15 protein-coding genes are annotated in these 17,396 nt (G+C 66.7%); 6 read left to right on the top strand and 9 right to left on the bottom strand.

Annotated features, from left to right (window positions below; all coding sequences use genetic code 11):
* Positions 1-15: 15 nt before the first annotated feature.
* From LGR64_RS04480 to LGR64_RS04455, 6 genes are all read left to right on the top strand, one after another.
* Entirely contained in the window at positions 16-2,583 is a 2,568-nt protein-coding gene (locus LGR64_RS04480; RefSeq protein ID WP_141834277.1) for an FtsX-like permease family protein, read from the top strand.
* A 197-nt stretch (positions 2,584-2,780) separates the two neighbouring features.
* The gene (locus LGR64_RS04475) at positions 2,781-3,479 is read left to right on the top strand and encodes an IPTL-CTERM sorting domain-containing protein (RefSeq protein ID WP_141834273.1); all 699 of its coding nucleotides are present in this window, start codon (positions 2,781-2,783) and stop codon (positions 3,477-3,479) included.
* Between the two features lie 9 nt (positions 3,480-3,488).
* Entirely contained in the window at positions 3,489-4,565 is a 1,077-nt protein-coding gene (locus LGR64_RS28605) for a hypothetical protein (protein WP_328511959.1), read from the top strand.
* A 171-nt stretch (positions 4,566-4,736) separates the two neighbouring features.
* Positions 4,737-5,846 (top strand): glycosyltransferase, encoded by a 1,110-nt coding sequence (locus LGR64_RS04465; RefSeq protein WP_141834270.1) that lies wholly within the window; start codon positions 4,737-4,739, stop codon positions 5,844-5,846.
* A 26-nt stretch (positions 5,847-5,872) separates the two neighbouring features.
* The gene (locus tag LGR64_RS04460; RefSeq protein WP_013801069.1) at positions 5,873-6,940 is read left to right on the top strand and encodes a PLP-dependent cysteine synthase family protein; all 1,068 of its coding nucleotides are present in this window, start codon (positions 5,873-5,875) and stop codon (positions 6,938-6,940) included.
* A gap of 3 nt (positions 6,941-6,943) precedes the next feature.
* The gene (locus tag LGR64_RS04455; protein ID WP_141834267.1) at positions 6,944-8,068 is read left to right on the top strand and encodes a lipocalin-like domain-containing protein; all 1,125 of its coding nucleotides are present in this window, start codon (positions 6,944-6,946) and stop codon (positions 8,066-8,068) included.
* A 61-nt stretch (positions 8,069-8,129) separates the two neighbouring features.
* On the opposite strand, the gene LGR64_RS04450 is transcribed toward LGR64_RS04455, so the two are convergent.
* The 9 genes from LGR64_RS04450 to LGR64_RS04410 all read right to left on the bottom strand — a co-directional run bounded on the left by LGR64_RS04450 (position 8,130) and on the right by LGR64_RS04410 (position 17,393).
* The gene (locus LGR64_RS04450; RefSeq protein ID WP_012206959.1) at positions 8,130-9,128 is read right to left on the bottom strand and encodes a branched-chain amino acid ABC transporter permease; all 999 of its coding nucleotides are present in this window, start codon (positions 9,126-9,128) and stop codon (positions 8,130-8,132) included.
* A gap of 27 nt (positions 9,129-9,155) precedes the next feature.
* Positions 9,156-10,040 carry a branched-chain amino acid ABC transporter permease gene (locus tag LGR64_RS04445; protein ID WP_012206960.1) on the bottom strand — a complete coding sequence of 295 codons (885 nt, stop codon included), beginning with the start codon at positions 10,038-10,040 and terminating at the stop codon, positions 9,156-9,158.
* Positions 10,041-10,097: 57 nt separating this feature from the next.
* Positions 10,098-11,294 carry an ABC transporter substrate-binding protein gene (locus tag LGR64_RS04440; RefSeq protein ID WP_096913775.1) on the bottom strand — a complete coding sequence of 399 codons (1,197 nt, stop codon included), beginning with the start codon at positions 11,292-11,294 and terminating at the stop codon, positions 10,098-10,100.
* A 99-nt stretch (positions 11,295-11,393) separates the two neighbouring features.
* Positions 11,394-12,104 (bottom strand): ABC transporter ATP-binding protein, encoded by a 711-nt coding sequence (locus LGR64_RS04435; RefSeq protein ID WP_043819222.1) that lies wholly within the window; start codon positions 12,102-12,104, stop codon positions 11,394-11,396.
* 1 nt (position 12,105) lies between these two features.
* On the bottom strand, positions 12,106-12,876 hold the full coding sequence (locus LGR64_RS04430; RefSeq protein WP_088163996.1) for an ABC transporter ATP-binding protein: 771 nt from the start codon (positions 12,874-12,876) through the stop codon (positions 12,106-12,108).
* Positions 12,877-13,490: 614 nt separating this feature from the next.
* Positions 13,491-14,000, bottom strand: a complete 510-nt coding sequence (locus tag LGR64_RS04425; RefSeq protein WP_141834265.1) for a DUF1178 family protein — start codon at positions 13,998-14,000, stop codon at positions 13,491-13,493.
* A gap of 38 nt (positions 14,001-14,038) precedes the next feature.
* Positions 14,039-14,344, bottom strand: coding sequence for a DUF2818 family protein (locus LGR64_RS04420; RefSeq protein ID WP_012206965.1), 306 nt, complete (start codon positions 14,342-14,344; stop codon positions 14,039-14,041).
* A 55-nt stretch (positions 14,345-14,399) separates the two neighbouring features.
* Positions 14,400-15,893, bottom strand: coding sequence for an NADH-quinone oxidoreductase subunit NuoN (gene nuoN / locus LGR64_RS04415; protein ID WP_012206966.1), 1,494 nt, complete (start codon positions 15,891-15,893; stop codon positions 14,400-14,402).
* Positions 15,894-15,917: 24 nt separating this feature from the next.
* Entirely contained in the window at positions 15,918-17,393 is a 1,476-nt protein-coding gene (locus LGR64_RS04410) for an NADH-quinone oxidoreductase subunit M (RefSeq protein WP_141834262.1), read from the bottom strand.
* Positions 17,394-17,396: the final 3 nt, after the last annotated feature.

The following is a 17,396-nucleotide window of genomic DNA, read 5'->3' as shown; positions in this document are numbered from 1 at the left end:
AAAGATCGCCCGCCCATGCTCGCCCTGCTTCGCACCTTTTCCTGGCAGGAGCTGCGCCAGCATCCCTGGCGCACCGCCACCGCCCTGGTGGCCATCATGCTGGGCGTGGCCCTGGGCTTTGCCGTGCATGTGATCAACCAGTCCGCGCTGGATGAGTTCTCGCGCGCCGTGCGCACGGTCAGCGGCCAGCCGGACCTGGAGCTGCGAGCCATGCAGGGCGGCTTGCCCGAATCGCTGTATGGCCGTGTTGCGCAGCAGCCCCAGGTCAGCCTGGCCGCCCCCTGGATCGAAGCCACGGCCCTGGCCGGCACCGCCACGCCGGTGCAGTTGCGCGTGCTGGGCGGCGATGCGCTGCGGCTGGCGCCCGTGGCGCCTGCGCTCATGCCCCGGCTGTTCGATGGCGGCGGGCGGCTGGACCTGTTCGCGCCCGATGCGGTCTTCCTCAATGCAACGGCACTCGAAGCCCTGGGCCTGACGCCGGAGCAGGCGCGGCACACGCCCTTGCCATGGCAACTGGGCGGGCGCGCGCAGACCCTGCGCATCGCGGGCACCGTGGCCGCATCCGGCCCGCCACTGGCCGTGATGGACATCGGCGCGCTGCAGGACAGCCTGCAGCGCTGGGGCCAGGTGGACCGCATTGATGTGCTGCTGGCCGAAGGCGCCACGCGCGAGTCCCTGCTGGCCGAGCTGCGCCGCCTGCCCGACTGGCCCGCCCAGGCCCTGGCCAGCCGCCCCGGCGACGACCAGCAGCGCATTGCCGAGATGTCGCGCGCCTACCGCGTCAACCTGACGGTGCTGGCCCTGGTGGCGCTGTTCACGGGGGCGTTCCTGGTGTTCTCGGTGCTGGCGCTCAGCGTGGCCCAGCGCGCGCCGCAGTTCGCCCTGCTGGCCGTGCTGGGACTGACGCCGCGCCAGCGCCTGGGCCTGGTGCTGCTGGAAGCGCTGCTGCTGGGCATGGTGGGCAGCGCGGCCGGCATTGCGCTGGGCGCGGGCCTGGCCTGGCTGGCCCTGCACCTGCTGGGCGGTGACCTGGGCGGCGGCTACTTTGCAGGCGTGCAGCCCGCGCTGCAGTGGAGCGCCAGCGCCGCGCTGACTTTTGGACTGCTGGGCGTGGCCGCCACCGTGGCTGGCGGCTGGTGGCCGGCGCGCCAGGCCATGGAGTTGCCGCCTGCGGCCACGCTCAAGGGCCAGGGCGCGGGCTCCGAACGCGCGGCGCGCGGCCTGCCGGCCCTGCTGCTGATGGCGGCCAGCGTGGCCCTGGCCTTTGCGCCGCCCGTGGCCGGCATCCCCCTCGCAGCCTATGCCGCCGTGGCCCTGCTGCTGCTGGGCGGCATGGCCGCCCTGCCCTGGTTGCTGGGCCAGCTGTTGCGCCTGGTGCCGCAATCGCTGCTGCGCCAGCCGCTGGCCCTGCTGCCCGTGGAGCGCGCACGGCGCATGCGCCGCAGCACCACGGTGGCCGTGGGCGGCGTGGTGGCCAGCCTGAGCCTGGCCGTGGCGCTGACCGTGATGGTGGCCAGCTTCAGGGACAGCATGATCGCCTGGCTGGACGCCGTGCTGCCCGCCCCGCTGTACCTGCGCACGGCCGGCAGCGCAGGCCGTGCCGATGCCGCGTCCCTGCCCGCCGATCTGGCCGCGCGCATTGCCGCCCTGCCTGGCGTGCAGCGCGCCCAGCCCATGCGCAGCACCAGCCTGTGGCTCAGCCCGGATCGCCCCGCCGTCAGCCTGCTGCTGCGCCCGCTGCATGGCCCCCAGGGCCAGCAACTGCCGTGGATACAAGGCCCCGTGCAAGCGCCCGCTGGCAGCACGCCCGTCTATGTCAGTGAAGCCGTGGCCCAACTCTATGGCGTGCGGCCGGGCCAGGAGTGGCCGCTGCTGGCCCAGGCCCTGCCGTCCGAAGATTCCCGCGTGTTTGTGGCCGGCATCTGGCGCGACTATGTGCGCCAGTTCGGCGCCATCGCCATGGACTGGGATGACTACCAACGGCTTGCCGACGGCAGCGCCACCACGGCAGGCCCCACCGAAATCGCCATCTGGCCGGACGGCGACGACACGGCCGCGGTGCAGCGGTTGCAGGCGCACATCCAGTCGCTGATGGCCGGGCCGGGCGCCGCGCAGGCACTGGAGTTCGCCAGCAGCGGCGCGCTGCGCGAGCGCTCCATGCGCATCTTCGACCGCAGCTTTGCCGTGACCTACTGGCTGCAGGCCGTGGCCATCGGCATCGGCCTGTTCGGCATCGCGGCCAGCTTCAGCGCCCAGGTGCTGGCACGGCGCAAGGAATTCGGCCTGCTCGCCCACCTGGGGCTGACGCGGCGCGACATCCTGGCCGTGGTGGCTGGCGAGGGCATGGCCTGGACCACGGCGGGCGCCATCGCCGGCAGCCTGCTGGGCCTGGGCGTGGCCGTGATCCTGGTGCACGTGGTGAATCCGCAAAGCTTTCACTGGACCATGGAGCTGTCCCTGCCATGGCCCCGCCTTTTGGCGCTGGCTGCCAGCGTGATCGCAGCAGGCACGCTGACGGCCTGGCTGGCCGGGCGTGCGGCTGCAGGGCGCGAGGCGGTGCTGGCGGTCAAGGAGGATTGGTAAACCCCATCCCTCCGCGCAAACCGATAGCCTGCTAAAAATGAAAACGCATAATCAATTGTTAATTTTTCTTACAAGAGAATCATTTTCTATCTGATCATTCGCCCGACTTCGGCAGTGCTGCGCCCTATCCACGGGGGTGCCTGCCTCTACAAAAATCAGACAGGCGCATTGCCGTCTGTACGCGGGAGATCGGACTCATGGCAGGTTTCGGAAAACGTTGGGCGGCGTCGCTGGCCCTGGGCACGGCGCTGTGCGGCTCGGCGTGGGGACAGATGGTCGTTCCGGCGGGAGGCAGCATCGATCTGGCCGGCGGCTCGTTCCAGCTGCCGTGCACGGCGGTCCTCATGCAGGGCGAGTTGACACTGGGCACAGGGACGTTCGACACGGGGTCCTTCAGTTTCGACACCGGCGCGACGGTCACCGGCGCCGGGGGCCAGCTCAACGTCAGCGGCGATCTCACCAGCACCGTGCCGTTGAACCTGGGCACCAGCAGCGTGGTGCTGTCGGACTCGTGCGCAGCCGGCTCCACCCTGCAACTGAGCGGCAACATCGTCGTGAAGGACCTCACGCTGATCAGCACCGGCCCGACGCCCCCGACCATCGTTCTTCCCGCGGGCACCAATCTCACGGTGCTGGGCACGCTGACGCTGGGCGCCCCCGGCAAGCCGGTGGTGCTGACCTCTTCCGGCCCCGGCACGGCCGTGGTCACGCTGGGCCCCTTGGCCACGGTGTCCAACCCCAGCGGAAGTACGATCCCGGGCAACGTGCAGATCGGCGCTCCCGTAGTGACGGCTCCGGCCAGCATTCCCACGCTCAGCACCTACGGGCTGATGCTGATGAGCCTGTTGCTGGGCGGCATGGCCCTGAATCGCCAGCGCCGCAACACACGCATCTGAGGAGCGGACATGCACCAGAACCGTCGCCCTGTCCCGGCCCTGCTGCTTGCGATGTTTGCGGGCGCAGGCCTGCACACCTCCGCAGCACTCGCGGCCGATGTCTCCATCACCCTGCCAGCCAATGGCGATTTCGTGATCAAGAACTCCGTGGGCGCCGAGCGGCTGCGGGTGCAGCGTACCGGCGAGGTACTGGTTCCGGCCCTGCCGGCCGATACGGCCACCGGCAACCAGCTGCTGTGTTTTGATGGCGTCTCTGGCCAGCTCACGCATTGCGCGGCGGGCGTGGGTGGAGGTGCCACGGGAGCGACAGGCGCCACGGGGGCCACAGGTTCGACGGGCACCATCGGCCCTGCAGGCGCCACGGGCGCAGCCGGTCCGACCGGACCCACAGGTGCTACCGGTGTCACCGGAGCAACAGGACCCACGGGCGCGGGCATCACGGGAGCGGCCGGCCCCACGGGTCCGCAGGGCATTCAGGGCACGATGGGACCGACCGGCGCCACGGGGACCGGGGAGATCGGGCCCATGGGCCCACAAGGCATCCAGGGCATACAGGGCGCCACGGGCGATGCAGGGCCCACTGGACCCACCGGCCCCGCAGGCGGGGGGGGCGTCACCCTCAGGGACAACAGCGGCGCCATATTGGGAACGTTGATCGACATGAACACGGCCAACTACAGCACCGTCGGCGTGCTTACCTCGACCCGTCATTTCTTAAGAATGCGCTTCGACGGCCGTATCCAGAACGACAACAACCTGTTCTTTCTCACGCCCGACTGCACGGGCACGCCCTACATGGCGTCAGGAGGGTCGGTGGAGGGCATCCCTCGCTTTGCCAAGACGCTGGTCTATGCCAAGGTCAACAACAAGACCTATAGCTTGAGCGGTGCCAATGCCAACGGCGTGGTGCTGTCGCAAAGCCAGACCAGCCTGGGCATTGACGTGACATCCACCGAGGACATTCTTTCAGGCGACTGCACAGGAAGTGCTTCCAACCAGGCAGTGTTCCCTCTCGTCGAGACGCTTCTCAGCAACGCAGGTCTGCCGGCAAGCATCACTGCGCCGCTGCAGTTTTCGGCGCCCTGAATCGGTATGCATCCAAACATCACAGGAACCCTGGATCGTCGCACCTGCTGCATCCACTCCCGTCGCTTCCGCACCCTGTGCCTCAGTGCAGGCATGTTCAGCACAGCAGCGCAGTCCGCCGACGTGGGCACTGCCGTGTGACGTGCCAATAGGCTCGCGCAAAGCCACACCATGCCTGGTTCCACGCCGCGCAAACGCCCAGGCTCTGCTGCCCGCATCTGCCTGAACATGATCGTCAAGAACGAGGCCCCGGTGATCGCGCGTTGCCTGGCCTCGGTCAAGCCGTGGGTGGACCATTGGGTGATCGTGGACACAGGCTCCAGCGATGGCACGCAGGCCCTGGTGCGTGAATGCATGGCCGGCGTGCCCGGCAGCCTGCACGAGCGGCCCTGGGTGGACTTCGCCCACAACCGCAACGAGGCGCTGAAGTTGGCGCGGCCGCACGGCGACTACCTGCTGTTCATCGATGCCGACGAGCAGCTGCGCATGCCCGAAGGCTTTGCATGGCCGGCGCTGGAGGCGGACGGCTGCATGCTGTCCTGCCACATGGCGGGCACCGAATACCAGCGCAATGCGCTGATCGCCACGCGCGTGGACTGGCGCTGGGAGGGCGTGCTGCACGAGTACCTGACCGCGCCTGCGCACCAGCCCTGGCAGATGCTGGCGGGGCCGTTCATCGATGTCTCGCACGATGGTGCGCGGGCCCGGGACCCGCAGACCTACCTGCGCGACATCGCTGTGCTCGAGAAGGCCGTGCGCGAGCAGCCCGGCAACACGCGCAACGTGTTCTATCTGGCGCAAAGCCACCGCGACGCGGGCCAGATCGAGTCCAGCCTGCATTGGTACCGGCAGCGCGCCGCCATGGGCGGCTGGGCCGAGGAGCAGTGGTTTGCGTTGTTCCAGATCGGCGTGCTGCTGGAGCGCTCGGGCGCCGAGCCAGCCGCCGTGCGCGAGGCCTATCTCACCGCCTATGCCGCGCGACCGCAGCGGGCCGAGCCCCTGTGCGAGCTGGCGCGCTACCACCGCGAGCGGTCCGAGTTCGCCCTGGCCTGCCTCTATGCGCGCCAGGCCGCCGCGCTGCCGCGCCCGGCCGAGGACATCCTGTTCATCGACGCCCAGGTCTATGCCTGGCGCGCGCTGGACGAGCTGGCCGTCAGCGCCTTCTACACCCCGCTGCGCGACCTGGGCCGCGCCGCGCTGCAGCAGTTGCTGGCCGAACGCCGCTACCCCGCCAGCGAGCAGACACGCATCGAGGCCAACCGCCCGTTCTACGGCCTGTAGCCGCGTGGGCAGGGCAGCCTGCGACAATGGCCGCCATGCCGCACACCACCTCTTCCTGGCTGCACGAGGCCATCAACCGCATCGAGGCCGATTACCAGCGCAGTGCCGACACGCACCTGATCCCGCTGCCCCTGCCCGGCTTTGCCGACCTGGGGATCGACCTCTACCTCAAGGACGAATCCACCCACCCCACGGGCAGCCTCAAGCACCGGCTGGCGCGCTCGCTGTTTCTCTATGCGCTGTGCAATGGCTGGGTGCATGAGGGCTCGACCATCGTCGAGGCATCGAGCGGCTCCACGGCCGTGAGCGAGGCGTATTTCGCGCGCCTGCTGGGCCTGCCCTTCGTGGCCGTGATGCCGCGCAGCACCTCGGCCGAGAAGATTGCGCTGATCGAGTTCTACGGCGGTCGCTGCCATCTGGTGGACAGCGCAGGCCAGGTCTACGACGAGGCACGCGCCGTGGCCGCGCAGACCGGCGGCCACTACATGGACCAGTTCACCTATGCCGAGCGCGCCACCGACTGGCGTGGCAACAACAATATTGCGGAGAGCATGTTCACCCAGATGCGGCGCGAGCGCCATGCCGTGCCGCGCTGGATCGTGGTGGGCGCGGGCACGGGCGGCACCAGCGCCACCATTGGCCGCTACGTGCGTTTCCAGCGCCATGCCACGGGCATCTGCGTGGCCGACCCAGAGGGCTCGGTGTTCGCCGCCTACCACCGCACGGGCGATTCCACCCTCACCGCGCCGGGCTCGCGCATCGAGGGCATCGGCCGCCCGCGCGTGGAGCCCAGCTTTGTGCGCACCCTGGTGGACCGCATGGAGGAGGTGGCGGACTGCGATTCCCTGGCCGCCATGCGCAGCCTGTCCGCACTGCTGGGCCGGCGCGTGGGGCCTTCCACGGGCACCAACTACGTGGCCATGCTCAGGCTGGCCAGCGAGATGCGCCAGCGCGGCGAGCAGGGCTCCATCCTCTCGCTGCTGTGCGATGCGGGCGAGCGCTACCTGCCCACCTACCATGATGCGGACTGGGTGATGCAGCGCATCGGCGACTGCGGGCCGGCCCAGGCGCGCATCGCGCAGTTGCAAAGCTGATCCATGATGCCCCTGCCCCGCCGCCATCTGCTGGGCCTGGCTGCAGGCCTGGGCCTGGGGGCGGCAGGACTGCCCGCCCAGGCACTGCCGCCACGCACGCTGGTCTTCCCGCGCGACCATGGCAGCCATCCCGGGCTGCGCACCGAGTGGTGGTACATCACCGGCCAGGCACGCGCGGCAGGCCGGGCCTGGGGTTTCCAGATCACCTTCTTCCGGTCGCGCGTACAGGCCACGCAGGAGCTGCGCTCTGCCTTCGCGGCGCGCCAGCTGCTGTTTGCCCATGCGGCGCTGTGCGATGTGCAGGCCGCCCGCCTGCACCACGACCAGCGCATAGCGCGCACAGGCTTTGGCATTGCCCGGGCCAGCGAGGCCGATGCCGACGTGCGGCTGCAGGACTGGTCGCTGCAGCGCACCGATGAAGACACCGGTAACGGCGAGGCCGAACGCTACACCACCCGCATACGCAGCACCGCATTCGCACTGGACCTGCGCTTCGAGACCCGCGAGCACCCGCTGCTGCAGGGCCGCGCCGGCCTCTCGCGCAAGGGGCCGGAGCCCGAGCAGGCCAGCTACTACTACAGCCGCCCGCAACTGCAGGTGAGCGGCACGCTGGAGCTGGCAGGCCAGCGCATGGAGATCGAAGCCGCGCGCGAACCCGGTGACAACCGCGCCTGGCTGGACCATGAATGGAGCCAGGCCCTGATGCACCCCGAGGCCGTGGGCTGGGACTGGATAGGCATGAACCTGTTCGACGGCGGTGCGCTCACGGCCTTCAGAGTGCGCCGGGGCGATGGCAGCGCGCTGTGGGCAGGTGGCTCGCTGCGCGGCGCCGATGGCAAGGTACAGGTCTTCGCCCACGATGCCGTTCGGTTCACACCGCTGCGCCACTGGAGCAGCCCCGCCAGCGGCGCGCGCTACCCCGTGCAATGGCAGGTGGACACGCCCGCTGGCCGCTTCACCGTGAACGCCCTGGTCGATGACCAGGAGCTGGACAGCAGCGCCTCCACCGGCGCCATCTACTGGGAGGGCCTGTGCAGCCTCCAAAAGCCCACCGGCCCGGGCCAGGAGGCGCGAGCCGGTCAGGGATACCTGGAGATGACGGGCTACGCCCGGCCGCTGCAGTTGTAGCTATAGCAGTCAAGAGCATGGGCACGTAGCCCACCCCCTTGAAACCGTCCCAACCCGGCTCTCAAGGAGTACGCTTTTTCTGCAGCCAGGCGATCAGCTCGCCCATGATGCCCTTGCGGAACAGCAGCACGCAGACCACGAAGATCAGGCCGGTGACGATGGTCACCGACTCGCCCAGCGTGGAGAACCACTCCACGCCCGTGAGGCGCTGCAGGAAGCTGCCGAACTCGCCGATCTTGTTCTCCAGCATGACCACCACGGCCGAGCCCAGGATGGGGCCGGACAGCGTGCCCAGGCCGCCCATCAGCGTCATCAGGATCACGTGGCCGGAGGTGGTCCAGTGCACATCCGACAGCGTGGCAAAGCCCAGCACCACGGTCTTGAGCGAACCGGCCAGGCCCGTGAGCGCGGCCGAGATCACGAAGGCCAGCAGCTTGAAGCGCGCCACGTCATAGCCCAGCGAGGTTGCGCGCGGCTCGTTCTCCTTGATGGCCTTGAGCACCTGGCCGAAGGGCGAGTGGATGGTGCGCACGATCAGCAGGAAGGCCAGGACCACGATGACCAGCGTGACGTAGTACATGGTCAGGTCGCTGGTCAGGTCGATGAGGCCGAACAGCTTGCCGCGCGGTACGCCCTGCAGTCCGTCCTCGCCGCCCGTGAAGGGCGCCTGCAGGCACACGAAGAACAGCATCTGGGCCAGCGCCAGCGTGATCATCGAGAAATAAATGCCCTGGCGGCGGATGGCCAGCCAGCCGAAGATCAGCCCCAGCAGCGCGCCCCCGGCCGTGCCGGCCAGCATGGCCAGCTCGGGCGTGAAGCCCCAGCCCTTGATGGCATAGCCCGTCACATAGGCCGCGCCGCCCAGGAAGGCCGCGTGGCCGAAGGACAGCAGGCCCGTGTAGCCCAGCAGCAGGTTGAAGGCCGAGGCGAACAGTGCGAAGCACATGAGCTTCATCACGAACACCGGGTAGGCACCCAACATGGGCGCCGCCAGCAGGCCCAGCAGCAGCAGGCCATAGCCCCAGGGGGCGATGCGTTGAACGAGAGTCTTGGATTTCATGTGGTCGGCCCCTTGTCCTCGTTCTTGTTATTTCTCTTTGCCGAACAGGCCGGCGGGGCGGATGAGCAAAACGATGACCATGATGAAGAACACCACGGTGGACGAAGCCTCGGGCCAGAAGACCTTGGTCAGGCCCTCGATCACGCCCAGGCCCAGGCCGGTGAGGATGGAGCCCATGATGGAGCCCATGCCGCCGATCACCACCACGGCGAAGACCACGATGATGAGGTTCTGCCCCATCAGCGGCGTGACCTGGTAGACGGGCGCCGCCAGCACGCCGGCAAACGCCGCCAGCGCCGCGCCGAAGGCATAGGTCAGCGTGATCATCACGGGCACGTTGACGCCGAAGGCCTCGACCAGGCGCGGGTTCTCGGTGCCGGCCCGCAGGTAGGCGCCGATGCGCGTCTTCTCGATCATGAACCAGGTGGCCACGCAGACCACGATGGAGGCCAGCACCACCCAGGCGCGGTAGTTGGGCAGGATCATGAAGCCCAGGTTGGTCGCGCCTTCCAGCAGCTCGGGCGTGTCGTAGCCCAGGCCCGAGACGCCGTAGACCGAGCGGAACAAGCCCTCGATCAGCAGCGACAGGCCCAGGGTCAGCAACAGGCCGTAGAGGTGGTCGAGCTTGTAGATCCAGCGCAATAAAAAGCGCTCGATCAGCACGCCCAGCAGGCCCACCAGCAACGGCGACAGCACCAGCATCACCCAGTAGTTGATGTTGAAGTAGCTCATGGCCATCCAGGTGACCATGGCGCCCAGCATGAACAACGCGCCGTGGGCGAAGTTGATCACGTTGAGCAGGCCGAAGATCACCGCCAGCCCCAGGCTGAGGATGGCGTAGAACGAGCCGTTGACCAGCCCCAGAAGGAGCTGGCTCATCAGGCCTGGCAGGGAAACACCAAAGATTTCCATGGGATGCAGCTGTCGTGGTTGGCCGGGTGGCGGTTGGGGGTCAGTGGCGGCGCAGCGTTACTTCCACAGCGCGCACTTGGTCTCGGCCTTGGTGGTCCAGACCTGGTCGGCGGGCAGCGTGGCCACGACCTTCAGGTAGTCCCAGGGCTTCTTGGACTCGGCGGGCTTCTTGACCTCGACCAGGTACATGTCGTGGGCGAAGGTGCCATCGGGACGGATCGAGCCCTTGCCGTAGAAGTCGTCGATGGGCGTGCTCTTGAGGTAGGCCATGACCTTGTCGGCATCCGTGGACTTCACGGCCTGCACGGCCTTGAGGTAGCTGGTCACGGCCGAGTAGTCGGCAGCCTGGATGGAGGTGGGCATGCGCTTGGTCTTGGCGAAGAAGCGCTCGCCGAACTTGCGCGTGGCATCGTTCTGGTCCCAGTACCAGCTGGTGGTGAACTGCATGCCTTCGGTGTTCTTCAGGCCCAGGCTGTGGATGTCGGTCAGGAACACCAGCAGGCCCACGGTCTTCATGCTCTTGTTGATGCCGAATTCCTTGGCCGCCTTGATGGCGTTGATGGTGTCGCCACCGGCGTTGGCCAGGCCCAGGATCTGGGCCTTGGAGGCCTGCGCCTGCAGCAGGAAGGACGAGAAGTCCGAGGCATTGAGCGGGTGCTTGACGCCGCCCACCACCTTGCCGCCCTTGGCCTTGATCACGGCCGTGGTGTCGTTCTCCAGCGCGTGGCCGAAGGCGTAGTCGGCCGTCAGGAAGAACCAGTCCTTGCCGCCGCGCTCGACCACGGCCGTACCCGTGCCCTTGGCCAGGGCCACGGTGTCATAGGCGTAGTGCACGGTGTAGGGATTGCACTGCTCGTTGGTCAGTGCCGAGGAACCCGCACCGCTGTTGAAGTGCACGCGCTTTTTCTCATTGGCCACCTGCGACACCGCCAGGGCCGTGCCGGAGTTGGTGCCGCTGAACACCAGCGAGATACCTTGCGTGTCCACCCACTCGCGCACCTTGGAGGCGGCGATGTCGGCCTTGTTCTGGTGGTCGGCGCTCAGCAGCTCGATGGGCTGGCCCAGCACCTTGCCGCCGAAATCATCGATGGCCATCTGCATGGCGGTGACGGCGTTCTTGCCTTCCACGTCCGCATACAGGCTGGACATGTCGGTCACGAAGCCGATCTTCACCTTCTCCTGTGCCATGGCAAGCGGGCTGGCCAGGCCGGCCGCAGCCAGCATGCACGACAGTGCGGTCAGTTTTGCTTTCATTGGTGTCTCCTTCGCGTTGATGTCTTGGGTTTTTGTCACAGGGCCATGGCAGGAATGCAGCCGGCGAGCCCCAGGCGCCGGCCACGATGGATATCCGGGTCAAACGCCCAGCAGCTCGTTGAGCACGGGCATCTTGGCCTGCAGCTCGGACGCCCCGAAACGCTCGACCACATGGCCGTGCTCGACCACGTAGAAACGGTCGGCCAGCGGCGCCGCGAAGTGGAAGTTCTGCTCCACCATGACCACGGTGTAGCCCTTGGTGCGCAGCATGGTGATCATGCGGGCCAGCGCCTGCACGATGACGGGTGCCAGGCCTTCCGAGATTTCGTCGAGCAGCAGCAGCCGCGCGCCCGTGCGCAGGATGCGCGCCACCGCCAGCATCTGCTGCTCGCCTCCCGACAGGCGCGTGCCCTGGCTGTGGCGGCGCTCGGCCAGGTTGGGGAACATGGCGTAGATCTCATCCACGCTCATGCCCGGCTGGCCGGTCTTGAGCGGCGGCGGCAGCATCAGGTTCTCTTCGCACGAGAGGCTGGAGAAGATGCCGCGCTCTTCAGGGCAGTAGCCCACACCCAGGTGGGCAATGCGGTGCGTGGGCATGTGGATGGCTTCCACGCCATTGATCCTGATCGAGCCCTTGCGCGCGCCCGTCAGACCCATGATGGCGCGCAGCGTGGACGTGCGGCCCGCGCCGTTGCGCCCCAGCAGCGTGACCACCTCGCCGGGCTGGACCACCAGGTCCATGCCGTGCAGCACATGGGATTCGCCATACCAGGCCTGCAGGCCCTTGATTTCCAATGCCGGTGCAGTCATCTCAATGCGCTCCCTGCAACTGGCCGTCGGTGGTGCCCATATACGCTTCCATCACTTGCGGGTTGCGCGAAACTTCCTCGTACGGCCCCTCGGCCAGCACGGCGCCGCGCTGCAGCACCGTGATGCGGTCGGCAATGGTGGAGATCACTTTCATGTTGTGCTCCACCATGAGAATCGTGCGGCCGGCCGAGACCTTCTTGATCAACTGGGTCACGCGGTCCACGTCTTCGTGGCCCATGCCCTGCGTGGGTTCGTCCAGCAGCATCAGCTCGGGCTCCATGGCCAGCGTGGTGGCAATCTCCAGCGCGCGCTTGCGGCCATAGGGCAGGTTGACCGTGACCTCATCGGCCAGATCCTGCAGGCCCACTTCGGCCAGCAACTGCATGGCGCGGTCATTGAGCTGCGACAGGCTCTTCTCGCTGCGCCAGAAATGGAACTCCGTGCCCAGCTTGCGCTGCAGGCCGATGCGCACGTTCTCCAGCAGCGTGCAATGCGGGAACACGGCCGAGATCTGGAAGGACCGGATCACGCCACGGCGCGCAATCTGCGCCGGTGCTTCCCGCGTGATGTCCTCGCCATTGAAACGGATGGTGCCGGAGGTGGGCTCCAGGAACTTGGTCAGCAGATTGAAGCAGGTGGTCTTGCCTGCGCCATTGGGGCCGATCAAGGCATGGATGGAGCCACGGCGCACCGAAAGGTCCACCTTGCTCACCGCCGTAAATCCCTTGAACTCTTTGGTCAGGTTCCGGGTTTCGAGAATAACGTCGCTCATGTGCGCTTCGCCTGCTCCGTTGATGCTGCCAGCCCCCCAACGCGTCGCCAGAGGCTCTGGCGGGCGTTGTGCAGGGTCGGACGCATCGTAGGCTTGCCGACGTTGTGCACCGCAGCGGGAAAACGCCTACGTAGGTGCTCCTAAGCACAGGCCCTGCCCCGCACTGCAGCATGACGCATCAAGCCTGGTCTTCGCAAACAATAGAAGCAACCACTCACACTTAAAATAATCAAGCACACACGGGGCTGTAAGGTCCCGCGGTGACGGGCAGGGCCTAGGGTTCTCCAGCATCTCGGCCCGGCGCGGCCCACACGGAAGGCCAGAGCGCTTCCAAAGCGATAGCAAACTACCCTTTTTGCGACTTACAAGGCAGCTGCCAATGTCCGCTGCCTTACGGGAAACACCCAGGTCGGCAATCTCCCTGTGGCCTGCTCAGTCACTATGCGAAAAGCCGCGGATATGCTTGAGTTTGTCGCCTCTTCAATTGAAGGGCGACAAAGTCAGTTGAAGCGCTACTCAATCAATAGCAACAAGCAAAGGCCTGGCCTGGAAATTGCCGATCCATTGCAATGCGGGCAATTGTCGTCGCCAAGACAGCAAGTGCCAGTCGCCACTTACTGCAGCGTTTCCTTGCTGCCTTCGGGCAAGGCCAATGGAAGGACGGCAATGCCTTCATCCAGCAATTGCATGGCCTGCTCGGGACTGGCCTTGCCGCGGATGGCACGCTCGTCCGTCTCGCCATAGTGCATGCGGCGGGCTTCATCGACAAAGCGCTCGCCCACGTCCTCGGTCTGCTGCGCCACCTGGCGCGACCATTTCAGCCAGGCGGCCTGCATGGCCTGCAGCTGCTCGCGCGCCTGGGGCGGCATGGAAGGTGAGGGAACGGCTGCCGCACTGGCAGCCGAGGCGGCTGCAGCAGGCTCAGCCGCCGCAGTCGGGGGCGAGGCTGCTGGCTTGGCGCCAAGATTGATGCGGGGAGCGCTCAGTCGCTTGGTGATGTCGCTGTGGCCGCAGACGGGGCACAGCACCAGTTGGCGCTGCAGCTGGCCCTGGAAATCATCTTCCGAGGCGAACCAGCCCTCGAACAGATGGCCGTGCGGGCAATGCAGGTCGAGCACTTTCATCACGCACCCCCACCCATGAGACAACCGGCACCGCAGCCTCAGCCGCGGCGGTGAATCAGGAAACGATAGACGAAACCGGGGAAGGCCAGCGTCAGGAACAACGCTCCCGTGACGGCATAGAACTCCCAGCCCTGGGGCGCGATCTGCCCCACACGGCGCTCCAGCAGCAGCGCCACGCCGCCGACGATGAAGTACAGCAGCACCATCTCCAGCAGGCACATGGCCAGCGGCTTGCGCTGGGCGCGCAGCGGCCCCAGCTGCAGCCAGCGGGCGTTGAAGAAAGGCAAATTGGCTGCCACAAGGGCAGCCAATATCACGAGCCAGATCGAAGCGGTTTGCGACAAGCCGATGTCCTCACCGCGGAGCCCTGCGTGCAGGGCCCCGCATCGGGAAAGTGGATCAGGAAGCCAGGGCGCGCACGACGGCGTCGGCGCACAGGGCCATCAGGCCACCCGGCAGAAGGCCCAGCCCCAGCACCAGGGCGCCGTTGAGGGTCAGCACCACGCGCACGTCCAGCGAAGCGGAAACGCTGGTGGCGGTGATGGGTTCGTCAAAGTACATGACCTTGACGACGCGCAGGTAGTAGAAGGCGCCGATCAGCGACATGACCACGGCAAACACGGCCAGCGCGATGTACAGGCTGTGGCCCGATGCCACGAGCGCCTGCAGCACCGACAGCTTGGCGTAGAAGCCCACCAAGGGGGGGATACCGGCCATGGAGAACAAGCAGATCGCCATCACGCCGGCATACAGCGGGCTGCGCTGGTTGAGGCCGGCAAAGTCGGCGACCTCTTCGCTCTCGAAGCCTTCGCGGGCCAGCAGCTGGATCACGCCGAAGGCGGCCAGCGTGGTCAGCACGTAGGTCACCACGTAGAACATGGCCGAGCTGTAGGCGTTCTCGATGGTGGCCGGATCGACCTTGCCATCCACCACACCCGACATCAGGCCCAGCAGCACGAAGCCCATCTGCGAGATGGTCGAGTAGGCCAGCATGCGCTTGAGGTTGGTCTGCTGCAGGCCGGCCAGGTTGCCGACCAGCAGCGAGGCAATGGCAAGCACCGCCAGCATCTGCTGCCAGTCGATGGCCAGCGGCAGCAGGCCGTCCACCAGCAGGCGGATGACGATGGCGAAGGCGGCCAGCTTGGGCGCGCCACCGATCATGGTGGTGATGGCCGTGGGGGCGCCCTGGTAGACGTCGGGAACCCACATGTGGAAGGGAACCACGCCCAGCTTGAAGGCCAGGCCGGAGACCACGAAGACCAGGCCGAACACCAGCACCTGGTGCTTGATCTCGCCCGAGTTGATGGCCTTGAAGACCTGGCCGATGTCCAGCGAGCCGGTCGCACCGTAGAGCATGGACATGCCGTACAGCAGGAAACCGCTGGCCATGGCGCCGAGCACGAAGTACTTCATCGCGGCCTCGACCGACGCCGTGTGGTCGCGGCGCAGGGCCACCAGGGCGTAGCTGGACAGCGTCAGCAGCTCCAGGCCCAGGTAGATGACCAGGAAGTTGTTGCCCGAGATCATGATGAACATGCCCAGCAGCGCGAGCATGGCCAGCGTGAACAGCTCGCCGCCGCGCAGCATGTCGCGGTCGGCGGCGTAGGGGCGGCCGTAGACCAGGGTGACCATCATGGCCACGGTGGCGAAGCACTTGAGCCAGTTGCCCATGGCGTCGGAGACCACCATGTTGCCCCAGCCATAGAAGGTGTTGCCACTGGAGGCGTACATGCCTTGCAGCACGGCCACCACGCCCAGGGTCAGCAGCGTCAGAACATAGGTGCCCGTGCGGCGCGGGCTTTTGACGCCCAGGTCCACCAGGGCGATCACGCAGGCCATGACCAGGAGAAGGATCTCCGGATAGATGGCCAGCCAGCTGATGTTGTCAATCATCTCGATTCTCTCGTTTCAGTCTGGTCACTGCAGCTTGCTCATGGCCACATGCTTGAGCAGCTCGGCCACGGACACATCCATCACGTCAGTGAAGGGCTTGGGATACAGACCCATGTACAGCACGGCGATGGCCAGCAGACCCAGCATCAGGAACTCGCGGTTGCCGATGTCGGTCAGGCCGCGCACATTGTCGTTGGTGACCGGACCCAGGTAGACGCGCTTGTACATCCACAGGGTGTAGGCGGCGCCGAAGATCAGCGCCGTGGCAGCGCCCAGGCCGATCCAGAAGTTGTACTGGACGGCACCCAGGATCACCATCCACTCGCCCACGAAGCCGGCCGTTGCGGGCAGGCCGCAGTTGGCCATGGCGAACAGCAGTGCGAAGGCCGCGAACTTGGGCATGGTGTTGACCACGCCGCCGTAGGAGGCGATTTCACGCGAGTGCACGCGGTCGTAGAGCACGCCGATGCACAGGAACATGGCGCCCGACACGAAGCCGTGGGCAATCATCTGCACGATGCCGCCGGCAACGCCCAGCGGGTTGAAGATGAAGAAGCCCAGGGTCACGAAGCCCATGTGGGCCACGGACGAGTAGGCCACCAGCTTCTTCATGTCCTTTTGCACCAGGGCGACCACGCCCACGTAGATCACGGCGACCAGCGACAGCGCGATGACCAGCCAGGCCCACTTGTGCGATGCATCAGGGGCGATGGGCATGGAAAAGCGCAGGAAACCGTAGGCACCGAGCTTCAGCATGATGGCAGCCAGCACGGCGGAGCCGCCGGTGGGCGCTTCCACGTGCACGTCGGGCAGCCAGGTGTGCACCGGCCACATCGGCACCTTCACGGCGAAGGCCGCGAAGAAGGCGAAGAAGATCAGCGTCTGTGCCGTCATGGACAGCGGCAGCTTGTGCCAGTCGAGGATCTCGAAGCTGCCACCGGACTGGGTGTACAGATAGATGATCGCGATCAGGGTCAGCAGCGAACCCATCAGCGTGTACAGGAAGAACTTGAAGGCCGCATAGATGCGGTTGGGTCCGCCCCAGATACCGATGATCAGGTACATCGGTATCAGCGTGGCTTCGAAGAACACGTAGAACAGCAGGCCGTCCAGTGCGCTGAACACGCCGACCATCAGGCCGGACAGGATCAGGAACGCGCCCATGTACTGGTTCACGCGCTCGGTGATGTTTTCCCACGACGCGATCACGACGATCACGGTGATGAAGGCCGTCAGCGGCACGAACCAGAACGAGATGCCATCCACGCCCAGGTGGTAGTAGATGTTGAAGCGCTCGATCCACAGCGCCTTCTCCACGAACTGCATCGCAGCCGTGCTGTTGTCGAACTGCTGGATCAGCGGCAGCGTGACCGCCAGGCCGGCCAGGGCGCCGACCAGGGCCAGCCAGCGCACTGCCTTGACCTGGTCCTCGCGGCCCAGGGCCAGCAGGAGGGCGCCGAATGCGATCGGCACCCAGATTGAAAGACTCAACCAATGCATTTT

The sequence above is a fragment of the Delftia sp. Lp-1 genome (assembly GCF_020523835.1).
GTDB lineage: Bacteria > Pseudomonadota > Gammaproteobacteria > Burkholderiales > Burkholderiaceae_C > Comamonas > Comamonas acidovorans.
Note: the sequence above shows the minus strand (reverse complement) of the source record. Positions and strands in the feature narration are given on the sequence as shown.

Coding starts and splice junctions, on each gene's coding strand:
- LGR64_RS04435 (WP_043819222.1), bottom strand. CDS start 12,104: ATGACTGCACCGGCATTGGAAATCAAGGGCCTGCAGGCCTGGTATGGC.
- LGR64_RS04465 (WP_141834270.1), top strand. CDS start 4,737: ATGCCTGGTTCCACGCCGCGCAAACGCCCAGGCTCTGCTGCCCGCATC.
- LGR64_RS28605 (WP_328511959.1), top strand. CDS start 3,489: ATGCACCAGAACCGTCGCCCTGTCCCGGCCCTGCTGCTTGCGATGTTT.
- LGR64_RS04430 (WP_088163996.1), bottom strand. CDS start 12,876: ATGAGCGACGTTATTCTCGAAACCCGGAACCTGACCAAAGAGTTCAAG.
- LGR64_RS04455 (WP_141834267.1), top strand. CDS start 6,944: ATGATGCCCCTGCCCCGCCGCCATCTGCTGGGCCTGGCTGCAGGCCTG.
- nuoN (WP_012206966.1), bottom strand. CDS start 15,893: ATGATTGACAACATCAGCTGGCTGGCCATCTATCCGGAGATCCTTCTC.
- LGR64_RS04450 (WP_012206959.1), bottom strand. CDS start 9,128: ATGAAATCCAAGACTCTCGTTCAACGCATCGCCCCCTGGGGCTATGGC.
- LGR64_RS04410 (WP_141834262.1), bottom strand. CDS start 17,393: ATGCATTGGTTGAGTCTTTCAATCTGGGTGCCGATCGCATTCGGCGCC.
- LGR64_RS04440 (WP_096913775.1), bottom strand. CDS start 11,294: ATGAAAGCAAAACTGACCGCACTGTCGTGCATGCTGGCTGCGGCCGGC.
- LGR64_RS04425 (WP_141834265.1), bottom strand. CDS start 14,000: ATGAAAGTGCTCGACCTGCATTGCCCGCACGGCCATCTGTTCGAGGGC.
- LGR64_RS04445 (WP_012206960.1), bottom strand. CDS start 10,040: ATGGAAATCTTTGGTGTTTCCCTGCCAGGCCTGATGAGCCAGCTCCTT.
- LGR64_RS04460 (WP_013801069.1), top strand. CDS start 5,873: ATGGCCGCCATGCCGCACACCACCTCTTCCTGGCTGCACGAGGCCATC.
- LGR64_RS04480 (WP_141834277.1), top strand. CDS start 16: ATGCTCGCCCTGCTTCGCACCTTTTCCTGGCAGGAGCTGCGCCAGCAT.
- LGR64_RS04475 (WP_141834273.1), top strand. CDS start 2,781: ATGGCAGGTTTCGGAAAACGTTGGGCGGCGTCGCTGGCCCTGGGCACG.